This is a genomic window from Microcystis sp. Msp_OC_L_20101000_S702 (assembly GCF_007095705.1).
In the GTDB taxonomy this organism is placed as follows: Bacteria; Cyanobacteriota; Cyanobacteriia; order Cyanobacteriales; family Microcystaceae; genus Microcystis; species Microcystis ichthyoblabe_A.
In genome coordinates this window covers 14,697-27,308 of sequence record NZ_SFBO01000100.1, presented here as the reverse complement: position 1 = coordinate 27,308, position 12,612 = coordinate 14,697, and the positions used below count along the sequence as shown (strand labels likewise).

6 protein-coding genes and 1 pseudogene are annotated in these 12,612 nt (G+C 45.7%); 2 read left to right on the top strand and 5 right to left on the bottom strand.

Annotated elements, in window-relative coordinates; all coding sequences use genetic code 11:
- Both EWV60_RS11115 and EWV60_RS11110 read left to right on the top strand, forming a co-directional pair.
- On the top strand, positions 1-675 hold a 675-nt coding region (locus EWV60_RS11115; RefSeq protein ID WP_287232280.1), incomplete at its 5' end, for a hypothetical protein.
- Between the two features lie 418 nt (positions 676-1,093).
- Positions 1,094-5,458 (top strand): ELWxxDGT repeat protein, encoded by a 4,365-nt coding sequence (locus EWV60_RS11110; RefSeq protein ID WP_287232279.1) that lies wholly within the window; start codon positions 1,094-1,096, stop codon positions 5,456-5,458.
- Between the two features lie 256 nt (positions 5,459-5,714).
- Here EWV60_RS11110 and EWV60_RS11105 read toward each other — a convergent pair.
- From EWV60_RS11105 to EWV60_RS11085, 5 genes and pseudogenes are all read right to left on the bottom strand, one after another.
- A pseudogene (locus EWV60_RS11105) lies at positions 5,715-5,894 on the bottom strand (type II toxin-antitoxin system HicB family antitoxin); the annotation flags it as partial.
- A gap of 135 nt (positions 5,895-6,029) precedes the next feature.
- Positions 6,030-6,539: a hypothetical protein gene (locus EWV60_RS11100; protein WP_024969926.1), complete on the bottom strand. Its 510-nt coding sequence runs from the start codon at positions 6,537-6,539 to the stop codon at positions 6,030-6,032.
- 7 nt (positions 6,540-6,546) lie between these two features.
- Entirely contained in the window at positions 6,547-7,146 is a 600-nt protein-coding gene (locus EWV60_RS11095; RefSeq protein WP_024969927.1) for a hypothetical protein, read from the bottom strand.
- Positions 7,147-7,206: 60 nt separating this feature from the next.
- On the bottom strand, positions 7,207-11,193 hold the full coding sequence (locus EWV60_RS11090) for a magnesium chelatase subunit H (RefSeq protein WP_287232278.1): 3,987 nt from the start codon (positions 11,191-11,193) through the stop codon (positions 7,207-7,209).
- A 707-nt stretch (positions 11,194-11,900) separates the two neighbouring features.
- The gene (locus tag EWV60_RS11085) at positions 11,901-12,611 is read right to left on the bottom strand and encodes a Uma2 family endonuclease (protein ID WP_287232277.1); all 711 of its coding nucleotides are present in this window, start codon (positions 12,609-12,611) and stop codon (positions 11,901-11,903) included.
- Position 12,612: the final 1 nt, after the last annotated feature.

The window sequence follows — 12,612 nt, the reverse complement described above, 5'->3', positions numbered from 1 at the left end:
ATGTATATTTATAACTATCGGGCCTTTGATTTGTATCAGAAACCAGTTATCAGTCTCGCTATATTAGGAGATGAACGAGTAAATTGGCGACCAGATTCCTATAATTATACTATCGCTGGTTGTGAAGTGAGTCTGAAATTCCCAACAGTCAAATTACTGGACTATGAGGAAAGCTGGTCAGAACTAGAAGCAAGTAGCAATCCCTTTGCTATAATCGTCATGGCACACCTGAAAACAAAAGCGACTACTGGGAAGCTGCCACAACGGGAACAGTGGAAGTGGAGGTTAATCAGGGGATTGTATGAAAAGGAGTTCGAGAGGGAACAGATAATTAAACTGTTTGAAATCATCGACAATATGATGACTTTATCCCCTGAATTACAGTCAAGCTTAGAGAGTAAAATCAAACAATTTGAGGAGGAAAGAACCATGCCTTTAGTAAGTAATATGGAGTTACGAGGGATAGAACAGGGTAAGGAAATTGGAGCGTTAGAAAATGCTCGTGATTTTGTCAAAACAGTTTTGCAAGCTCGCTTAGGTGAAGTTCCTTTAGATGTGGAACAATACCTGAATAAAGTTTCGGTACTATCTACATTACAAGAAATTGTTAAATTAGCAGCTACCGCTAATTCTCTCGCAAAATTTAAGCAGTCTTTGGCAAAAATCCAATCCTAGAACTTCTTGAGAAACCCGGTTTCTTTGAGAACCTATTTAGAAACCGGGTTTCTTGTCTTTGAGAAACCGGGTTTCTTGTCTTTGAGAAACCCGTTTTCTTGTATAAATGTTAATTTTTGTTATAGAAACCTTGAAAGATTGGCGATTCTTTGCGTAAAATAGTCGCATTAATCTTTTGCAGTTAACGTCATGACTTCTATTAATACCCACTGAAACCATAATAAATCATAAGCAAAAATCAATGTTAATAATCGATTCTAATCTATACCAGAGATGAACGTGGGTTGGCTTAAGTACCTAAGCAAAATTAATGACACAAATCTAACCCCCCCCTTGCTCCTTGCCTATCTCCACTAGGAAATTTATTCTGCACCACTACCTAACTGTTTAATTTTCACCCTTTATTCAGGAAAAAGTCATGTCAACTCCTTTTTTAGTTAAAGATATCAACCTTGGTGCCTTTAGCTCCTACCCCGGCAGTCTAACGGTGCTGGGCAACACCCTGTTCTTCATCGTCGATGACAACGTTAACGGTTATAAATTGTGGAAGAGCGACGGTACGGTAGCCGGTACAGTTGCGGTGGCCGACATCCGCTCCCGCCCCAATCTGACGGCAGTGGGCAACACCCTGTTCTTTGCCGCCCGTGACGGCGTGAACGGTTATGAATTGTGGAAAAGCAACGGCACGGCGGCCGGTACAGTTTTGGTCAAGGATATCCGCCCCGGTTCCTTTGGGTCCTTCCCCCGCTATCTAACGGCAGTGGGTAACACCCTGTTCTTCAATGCCTATGACGACGTGAACGGTCGGGAATTGTGGAAAAGCGACGGCACGGCGGCCGGTACGGTTCTGGTCAAGGATATCCTCCCCGGTTCCTTTGGGTCCGACCCCCGCAATCTAACGGCAGTGGGCAGTACCCTGTTCTTCACTGCCTATGACGGCGTGAACGGTGGGGAATTATGGAAAAGCGACGGCACGGCGGCTGGTACGGTTCTGGTCAAGGATATCAACCCCGGTGGCTCTTGGTCCTCCCCCCGCTATCTAACGGCAGTGGGCAACACCCTGTACTTCACTGCCAATGACGGCGTGAACGGTTGGGAATTGTGGAAAAGCGATGGCACGGCGGCTGGTACAGTTTTGGTCAAAGATATCGCCCCCGGTGGCTCTTCGTCCTACCCCCGCAATCTAACGGCGGTGGGCAACACCCTGTTCTTCATCGCCGATGACGACGTTAACGGTCGGGAATTGTGGAAAAGCGACGGCACGGCGGCCGGTACGGTTCTGGTCAAGGATATCCTCCCCGGTTCCTTTGGGTCCTTCCCCCGCTATCTAACGGCGGTGGGCAGTACCCTGTTCTTCATCGCCGATGACGACGTTAACGGTCGGGAATTGTGGAAAAGCGACGGCACGGCGGCCGGTACGGTTCTGGTCAAGGATATCAACCCCGGTGGCTCTTCGTCCTACCCCCGCTATCTGACGGCGGCGGGCAGTACCCTGTTCTTCACTGCCAATGACGGCGTGAACGGTTATGAATTGTGGAGGAGCGACGGCACGGCGGCCGGTACAGTTTTGGTGGGCGACATCCGCCCCGGTGCCTCTGGCTCCGACCCCCGGGGCCTGAGAGTAGTGGGCAACAACCTGTTCTTCAGCGCCGATAATGGCGTGAACGGTACTGAATTGTGGGCTGTGAGTACGCTCGCAATTCCCACCCTCGCCATTGCCGCCACCAATGCCAATCAAACCGAGGGCAACAGTGGCAGTAAAGCCTTCACCTTCACCGTCACTCGTTCAGCTAACACCACGGGAAGCAATAGCGTTGACTGGGCAGTTACCAGCAGCGGCACTTTTCCCGCCAATGCCACGGATTTTGTCGGAGGAGTCTTACCGTCAGGAACCGTGAGTTTTGCCCCGGGGGAAACCAGTAAAGTGATTACTGTTAACGTCCAGGGAGATACCACATTTGAACCGAACGAAAACTTTACCGTCACCCTCTCCAATGCCACCAACGGCGCTACCATTACCACCGCTACTGCCACGGGAACAATCAATAATGATGATGTAGCAGCTCCCACCCTCACCATTGCCGCCGCCAGCAGCAGTCGAACCGAGGGCAACAGTGGCAGCAAAGCCTTTACCTTCACCGTCACTCGTTCGGTTATCACCACCGGAAGCAATAACGTCAGTTGGGCAGTTACCGGCACGGGAACCAATCCCGCCAACGCTGCCGATTTTGTCGGGGGATTGTTACCCAGTGGGGTGGTGAGTTTTGCCCCGGGGGAAACCAGTAAAGTAATTACTGTTAACGTCCAGGGGGATACAACAGTAGAACCGAACGAAAACTTTACTGTCACCCTCTCCAATCCCACCAACGGAGCTACTCTCGGCACTCCATCTACGGCAACCGTGACTATTGTTGACGACGACGGCTCCGTTCCTTTTTTAGTAGATATCCGTCCCGGTGCCTTTAGCTCCTACCCCAAAAATCTGACAGCAGTGGGCAGTACCCTGTACTTCATCGCCGATGACGACGTTAACGGTTATGAATTATGGAAGAGCGACGGCACGGTAGCCGGTACAGTTGCGGTGGCCGACATCCGCTCCCCCGGCAATCTAACGGCAGTGGGCAACACCCTGTTCTTTGCCGCCCGTGACCTTCTTAACGGCATTGAATTATGGAAAAGCAACGGCACGGCGGCCGGTACGGTTCTGGTCAAAGATATCCTCCCCGGTTCCTCTAGCTCCAACCCCAGCCGTCTGACGGCAGTGGGTAACACCCTGTTCTTCAATGCCTATGACGACGTGAACGGTTGGGAATTGTGGAAGAGCGACGGCACGGCGGCTGGTACAGTTTTGGTCAAAGATATCCGCCCCGGTGACTCTAGCTCCTTCCCCCGCTATCTAACGGCAGTGGGCAACACCCTGTTCTTCAATGCCTATGGCGGCGTGAACGGTACTGAATTATGGAAAAGCGACGGCACGGCTGCCGGTACGGTTCTGGTCAAGGATATCCGCCCCGGTTCCTCTAGCTCCGACCCCCGCAATCTGACGGCAGTGGGCAGTACCCTGTACTTCATTGCCGATAACGGCGTGAACGGTACTGAATTATGGAAAAGCGACGGCACGGCGGCGGGTACAGTTCTGGTCAAGGATATTTTTCCCGGTTCCTTTGGTCTTTTCCCTGAAAATCTAACGGTAGTGGGCAACACCCTGTTCTTCACTGCTAATGACAACGTTAACGGTTATGAATTATGGAAGAGCGACGGCACGGCGGCCGGTACGGTTCTGGTCAAAGATATCTACCCCGATTTCTCTGGCTCCGACCCCCGCAATCTAACGGCAGTGGGCAGTACCCTGTTCTTTACCGCCCGGGACGACGTTAACGGTACTGAATTGTGGAAGAGCGACGGCACGGCGGCTGGTACAGTTCTGGTCAAGGATATCCGCCCCGGTTTCTTTAGTGGCTCCTACCCCGGCAATCTAACGGCAGTGGGCAGTACCCTGTACTTCACTGCCTATGACGACGTGAACGGTACTGAATTATGGAAAAGCGACGGCACGGCTGCCGGTACGGTTCTGGTGGCCGACATCATCCCCGGTGCCTCTGGCTACGGCCCCAGCAGTCTGAAGGTAGTGGGCAATACTTTGTTCTTCACTGCCAATAACGGCGTTAACGGTGATGAATTGTGGGCCTTAAATGTGGGTGGTCCCACAGTTCCCACCCTCGCTATTGCCGCCACCAATGCCAATCAAACCGAGGGCAACAGTGGCAGTAAAGCCTTTACTTTCACCGTCACTCGTGCGGTTAATACCACGGGAACCAATAACGTTAACTGGGCAGTTACTGGTACAGGAACCAATCCTGCTAATGCCACGGATTTTGTTGGGGGAGTATTACCCAGTGGAGTAGTAAGTTTTGCCGCCGGGGAAACCAGTAAAGTGATTACTGTTAACGTTCAGGGGGATACAACAGTAGAACTGAACGAAAACTTTACCGTCACCCTCTCCAATGCCACCAACGGCGCTACTATTACCACCGCTACTGCCACGGGAACCATCAATAATGATGACTTTATCGGTACTTCTGGTCCGGACACCCTTGTGGGAACCTCTGGAGCAGATGCCATGACTGGATTAGCCGGAAACGATACTTATACAGTAAATGATGCCGGCGATTTGGTCATCGAAGCTCTCAACGAGGGAACCGATACCGTGCAAGCTTCGATTTTCTATACCCTTCCTAACAACGTGGAAAATCTCCTCCTCACTGGTACCGGTAATCTTAATGGCACGGGTAATGGCTTAAATAACCAGATTACAGGGAATAGTGGCAATAATAGCCTCAATGGTGCTGCTGGAGTCGATACTTTAACTGGTGGTTTAGGTGCAGATATCTTTATCTTCCAGTTTAGTCAGTCCACCTCGGCAGCCCTAGACCGAGTTACGGATTTTGCTATTGGTACTGATAAAATTGACCTGCTCAGTCAAGCTGGTGCGGCCATTAATGCCCCGGTCGCTTTTACCCGGGCAACAGATAGCACCACGACTAATATTGACACTATTGTTACTAACGTCTTTACCGATGCTAATGGCGCAACAGCCGGAAATCAAGCTCTCGGAATTAACAGCGCTGCTTTAGTGCGGGACAATAGTTCTTCTACTTACCTAATTATCAACGACGGTACGGCAGGCTTCCAAAGTGCTAATGATTTGGTGATTAATCTCACCGGGTTAACGGGTACTTTCCCGGCGCTCGGCACTATTCCAGTCAATAGTTTCTTTGTCTAAATTAATGGGGGGGATTAATTCTCCCCTTTTAATATTTTTCCCTAGTTTTTTTGGTTCTTCGTTACTTGGTATGGTTCGATAGGGTGGTATAAATCGACTAAATCCTTATTTAGCAAGAGACTTAATTGATTAGTTCGTTAGAGAGGGAAAACAATTGGCAAAAATCGAAGCAATGTCTTTCTATATAAGAGTTTCACCCGTCCATTGCATAACACAAACCGAAGAACCTGAAAGTATCAAAAAAATGTCAAACTAATTATTCATTATTTTGACATTTTTCAATCTCTTCATCTCTAGATTCCCGCAACAAGTTATGGGGATATTTATCTTTTAGAAAGCAAAGTAATTGCTTTTTTACCACCGCTTCTTCAATATTAATAATCACTTCCTCTAAAGTTTCACCCTGACTCATACATCCGGGTAAATCGGGAATTAGTTTTTCCCAGACAAAAATGGTAGTAAATTACTAGGTCGGTTTGAGGCTACGAAACCCGACAACCCGACAGAAACCCTCTTAATCCTTTTTTTGCTGAATAAAATGCACAACCGGACTAATTTTTGATTATAACGATTAAATAGGCTTGACTAGATCGCCAACTTGAGGATTTTCAAACGGTAGTCTTTCTCCTAATTTATCAATCATTGATTTTAACTCTCTTTCTCTTTTTGATTGTAACTCTTTCTTTGCTAAGTATTCAATTCCAGAAGGAGTCAAGGGAGGGATATAAGATAATTCAGACAAGTCTCTAGGTTGCAGCAAATGATATTCTCTGATCAAATAATAAAGTTTATTTAAATCTATGTCTGGCTTTTTGTCTGATTCTATAATAGATATTTTATCTTGAACCAAAATAATTCTTCCCGTACCTCTTACTAATTCGAGAAACCCTAAAGATTCTCCCGTATTAGGGTCTATAATTTCTTCCTCGCTTATCCCATATATCAATACTCGGCGACCCACTTGAATTCTATTTCGTTCGCCTCGATTCATGACTAATCGATACGGATCAAGGATATTAACTATCTGGGCGGGGAATGTACCTTTAGGCGATAATAATGTCGTTTCAGTTAGGTTTTCCATGTTTCTTCTAGGGTTGACCGGTATTGAAATTTCTAGGAATGCTAGGCTTGATGATTATTTTTTCAATTAATTTGGGATCGTTTCCATCTAGGGCATCGATAATATTTTGATAGTTAGGATACGGCTGATTTAGAATAGCTTGTATTTTTCCATCATTTTGGATCACGTTTACGAAACCTATTGCAATTAAATTTTCAAACCCGTCATCATCCGTGTAGTAGAAAGAAATATAGATATCATTCGCAAATAGATCTGATGCTTCCAGTAAGCATAGAATATTATTATTCGCATCCTTTTGAACTCTTAGAATTTTAGGGATAATGCGCTGTTTAATTTCAGTCTCTAGCTTTTGGTTTACCTCCTGAAGTTGCTTAACTTCTGCCTCTAATTTTTGCTTCTGTCTAAGAAGTGTGTTAACAGCACTTAACAAAGTGGCTATAAACAGTAGGGTGAAGAAACTGACAATAATTACTAGATCTAGAGGAATAGAAGTATTGAAGGGATAACGAATTAAAGCAATACCTCCTAAAAATCCAAGAAGACCGAGTAAAACCCCTTGAATTTCGTTAAAACTAGACCAAATTAACCCCCAAAAGTTATTTTTCATCTTTGTTCAAAACTCAAGAGACCGGTGATTAGCCAGTCTCTCAAGTCTTATCTATCTATTCTACTCGATTCCTTCGATACGGTCCTCCACTTCTTGATAAAGTTCCTGTAAACGGTCTAAATTCTCTTGAGAAGTTTCCCAGTAACCGCGACCATTAACTTCTAGCAGGGTTCCCACCATCTTGCGGAAAGAATTAGGATTGAGATTCATCAGACGCTGACACATTTCCTCATCTTGAATAAAAGTGGTGTTCACATCTTCATAAACCCAATTATCCACCGCATCAGCAGTTGCCGACCATCCCATCGTATTAACCAAACGCTTCGATAACTCTCGAACCCCCTCATAACCGTGACTTAACATTCCCTCGTACCATTTGGGATTGAGTAACTTGGTGCGGGTATCCAAGCGCACGGTTTCCGATAAAGTACGCACCTGAGCATTAGCGGTGGTAGTATCGGCAATATAGGCCGCCGGTTTTTTGCCATCATCGCGTAAACTAGCCACAACTTTTGTCGGGTCCGAGTCGAAATAGTGGGAAACATCGGTTAAACTAATCTCGCTAGAATCCAAGTTTTGGAAAGTTGCCTCCGCAGTTTTTAAAGATGCTTCAAACAACTGACGATTATCGGCCATCATCCCCGGATTATCAGAATCGAAAGCAAAACCCTTGCGGTTGAGATACATATTCTGTAACTCTTTTTCGTCTTCCCAACTGCTATTTTCCACCGCGAGATTAATATTAGAAGAATAGGAACCAGAAGCATTAGAAAAGATGCGGGTGGCTGCCTGTCGAACCGTTAAACCCATTTCTTTTGCTTGTGACCTAGCGTGTTTACGGACATAATTCATCTCCATCGGTTCGTTTGCTTCCGCAGCCATTTTTACCCCTTGGTCAAGCAAATTCATCTGATTGATAAATAAATCCCGGAAAACACCAGAACAGTTGACCACCACATCAATGCGCGGTCTTCCTAACTCCTCTAGGGGAATCAATTCCAATTTATTCACCCGTCCCAAAGCATCGGGAAGAGGACGAACCCCCACCATCCAGAGAATTTGTGCTAGGGATTCCCCATAGGTTTTGATATTATCCGTTCCCCAGAGAACACAAGCGATAGTTTCAGGATATTTACCACCATTATCCAGTTTTTGCCGTTCTAACAGACGATCCACCACGATTTTAGCCGATTTTACCGCCGCTAGGGTCGGGATAGACTGGGGGTCTAAAGCGTGGATATTTTTACCCGTCGGTAAAACTCCAGGGTTACGGATGGGGTCGCCACCAGGACCGGGAAGAACGTATTCCCCTTCTAATGCTTTTAATAGGGCCCCCAATTCATTATCAGCACAAATCTGTTCTAAGCAGAACTCTAAGTATTCAAACAGGGGTTTTAACGCTTCCGAATCAACTTGTGGATAACCCATCGACCGTAAAGTTTCGATCCAAGGCGATTTCTTGCCTATATTCAAGAAATTCAGCTTAGAAAGCATTGATACCCGACCTGACCCGTCGGTTTGGGACTCGACTAAAGCGGAGACGGCAGCGCGAGTCGCGAGGGTGATGTTTTGCAGTAATTCCACATCCTCTAACACACCTCGATCGCTATTGCGATAAACTTCCTCTAGATCCCGGCCGATGCTGTTAGCAATAATCCGGGGTAAGGAAAGTAAATCGTCTTCTTCCCGGTCTAAACTGGCAATATTGACCAAAGTTGCCACCGCTTCCAGCGCCGAGGGGGGTTTCCCAATAACATGAAGTCCGCAGGGAAGTAAGCGCGATTCAATTTCCATCAGTTTACGATAGACCGAACCGACGATATTATCCCGTTCCTCTTGACTGAGATGGGCAGTGTCACCATCAGGTAAACTTATATCTTTGTCGAGATTGACCAATAAACATTTATCGACAATAGTATTGACAATTTGCACCCCACGCCCACTATCTTTCAGGGTTTGGTAGGAACCGATCAACTCGCTTAGTTCTTTTAACCCTTTGTAGAGTCCAGCATTTTCTGCGGGAGGAGTAAGATAGGAGATGGTTTCCGCATAACTGCGACGTTTAGCGATCGTAGCTTCGCTGGGGTTATTAGCGGCATAATAGTAGAGATTGGGAATCATCCCGATGAGGTTATCCGGGTAGCATTCTCCAGACATTCCCATCTGTTTCCCCGGCATAAATTCTAGGGAACCGTGGGTGCCAAAATGGAGAACCGCATCTGCTTTCCAGACTTGATTGAGATAGGTATAGTAGGCCGCAAAACCGTGGTGAGGACTAGCAGAACGAGAAAATAGCAGACGCATCGGATCCCCTTCATAACCGAAGGTAGGTTGAACCCCAATAAAGACGTTACCGAACTCTTTCCCGTAGATTAAAAGATTTTGTCCATCACTGTTGAGATGTCCAGGTGGTGGTCCCCAATTTTCCTCTAAACGGACAGAATAGGGGGTTAAACGTTCGTATTCCGGTACAGACATCCGATAGGCGATATTTAGCTCCGGACTATGGTACTGTGCGGTGGCATCATGGATTACCGCTTCCATCAGTTCTTTGGGAGATGCGGGTAAGTCCTGCAAGTCATAACCGTTATTTTGTAAAGCTTGCATCACCTCGTAGATAGAACCGAACACATCTAGATAGGCTGCGGTTCCCACATTCCCCTTATCAGGGGGGAAACTAAACACAGTGATGGCGACCTTTTTATTCAGTTTCGGTTTCTTTCTTAGATTAGCCCATTTTAGCGCCCGTTGAGCGATCGCTTCTATCCGGTCCTGTAAAGCGATCGCTTTACCCGTCGCCCCATCCCGGCCCGATAATATAATAGGTTCGATCGCACCGTCTAATTCCGGAATAGCAATCTGTAGCGCCACTTGAATCGGGTGTAACCCCAAATCGCTTTCTTCCCATTCCTGAGTAGTTTGGAAAACTAGCGGTAACGCGCACATATAGGGACGATTGAGACGTTTTAAAGATTCTATCGCTGACCGATGATCTTGTCGCGCTGGACCCCCCACCAAAGCAAATCCCGTCAGGGAAATTACCGTGTCAACGATAGCAACCGCTTCCACTCCTTTTAAGCTTTTATCCCAGAAGTATTCCTCTACCGGTTTAGAAAAATCTAATCCCCCAGCAAAAACAGGAAGGACTCGCGCACCCATAGACTCAAATTCCTGCACGAGAGCGACATAATGAGCGTCATCACCAGTAACGAGGTGAGTTCTCTGTAAAATTAAGCCCACACAGGGAGCCAAGGGGTCTTTTAGGTCATCAGCAATATCACTGCGGTTATTGTACCAAGCGAAGTATTCCTTGACATCCTCGAACATTTTCATGGATAAAGGATGCCAGATACCCATATCCGGATAAACTACCGGTTCCTTGTAAACTACACTGTCATCCTTGTTATCAAAGACGTACTTATCGGCCAACATTAACAGGAAATTCTCTAAATTTTCTGCCGAACCTCCCAGCCAATACTGGAAACTTAACATAAAGTTGCGTGCGTCCTGAGCTTTTTCCATGGGGAGGTATTTCAGGACTTGCGGTAAAGTTCGCAATAACTTTAACATCGCATCTTGGAAACCAGCGCCGGAGTTTTCCCTGCGCTTTTTCATAAAATTAGCGATGACACTCTTAGACTGTCCCAATTGTGCCATAGAAAAGCTGCCTAACTTATTTAAGCGCATTACCTGGGGCATAGAGGGAAAGACGATCGCCGCATCTAATTTATCCCGATGGGGACCGACAGCGGCCACAACTTTATCGGCTAAATCCTCGATAAAGATGAGAGAAGCAATGAAAATATTAGCTTTGGCTACATCCTCCTGAAAATTGCGATAATTTTCCCCATCGCGCAGTTCTTCGATTAAATAACCACTAATTTCGATCGCTAGTTTCGGGTTGTTAGCGTTGATTTCCCTGACCGCACTACTCAGCGCACTTTGGTACTGAGGTTCTAGCACGACATAGACCACCTTGACCAGCGATCGACCATTCAACCCGTCGGGAACTATATGACGAATGGTGGACTTGACGTGAGTGAACATATATGATGGTTCTCCTTATTATTGCTGAGTCTGGTTTTGAGGTATTTTCGTCATCTGATGACGATCGCCCTTTGTTTAAGGTATTTGGATATATATGTTTCTGTTTTGTATCAGAAAATGTCACGCAAGTGAGTATTTACTCTGGGTTTTGACACAATTCGATAAATATCTTGCCATATTTTGTAACAGATGGTAAAGAGCTTTTTGAGTAACTACTCAGGCTTTCCTTTACAAAAATTAATATTTAATCTATTGACTTTTAATTACAAAAATGTTATTCGATAACACCTCAGACGAGATGTCGCTGTTCAAAGATGATCAGGGTTAGGATTTGACTAATTCAACGTAATTAATTAAATTATATTAATTTTCTATAAAATACTTGACGTTACTCCGTGGCCCTATTCTGACAGGTGTAGGTTTATCAATTCTCATTTTGAAACGATTTTGCGTTGTTTCAGCGATCTAGAGATTCGTTAAGAATTATTAACCCCTCTAGGTGCAAGGGTTTTAATGTCATGAAACCTTAAAATGAGAATTGCTGTCCAGGAATAAATCTAAAACCCTTGTTGGATAAGGCTTTTAGACTTTTTTGCCCTCAAAAAGTGCTGACCATTGGAGTGATCGGGGGTAAAATCCCTAGACTTTTTCCCTGAAAATTAGGTAACTGACTACCTCAAAATCGGCAAAACCCTACACCCCACACCCTAGTTAGGTAATTCCCCAAAAAGTTGACGATATTTTTGCAGTTTTGCCTCCATTTCTACTAACTGCTGATTAGCCTTTTCAGCCCGCTGGCATTCATTTTCAGCCCGTTGGCGTTCATTTTCAGCCCGTTGCTTTTCCTGCTGCAGTAGTTGATTAATTTCGCTGTAGGACAAAAATTGAGTACCATCAGGACGATAAATTTTTAACTCGTCGGTTAAGTCAAAACGAATTCCTAAACGGGGACTCACCCAATTATTAACCTCACTAACACTGTCTAAACTGTCACCAATTCGCTGCCAAGCTTCTAGACTATTATCATCGGGATCATAGACGTAGTATTCTTGGACTCCATAGCGATCATAAAATAGCAATTTTTTGGCCATTTCGATGGAGGTGTTACTGGGAGAAAGAATCTCAAAGACGACTTGAGGAGCAAGATTATCTTCTTGCCATTGTTTGTAGGAACCTCGATCGCCTTTCGGTCTGCCCAATACTACCATCGTACCAGGAGCAGCGGCAATTTTCGGCTGGCCTTCCACGGGATACCACAACAGATCCCCCGCTACAAATACCTGGGGATCATCGATATATAACCAGTCGATATTCTGCTTAATCGTCACTATCCAGTTAAATTGTTTAGTATTATCTGCCATCGGTTTACCGTCGCTCTCAGGATAGATAATCTCGGTTTTGTTAACTTGACTAACCATG

Coding starts and splice junctions, on each gene's coding strand:
- EWV60_RS11110 (WP_287232279.1), top strand. CDS start 1,094: ATGTCAACTCCTTTTTTAGTTAAAGATATCAACCTTGGTGCCTTTAGC.
- EWV60_RS11100 (WP_024969926.1), bottom strand. CDS start 6,539: ATGGAAAACCTAACTGAAACGACATTATTATCGCCTAAAGGTACATTC.
- EWV60_RS11090 (WP_287232278.1), bottom strand. CDS start 11,193: ATGTTCACTCACGTCAAGTCCACCATTCGTCATATAGTTCCCGACGGG.
- EWV60_RS11095 (WP_024969927.1), bottom strand. CDS start 7,146: ATGAAAAATAACTTTTGGGGGTTAATTTGGTCTAGTTTTAACGAAATT.
- EWV60_RS11085 (WP_287232277.1), bottom strand. CDS start 12,611: ATGGTTAGTCAAGTTAACAAAACCGAGATTATCTATCCTGAGAGCGAC.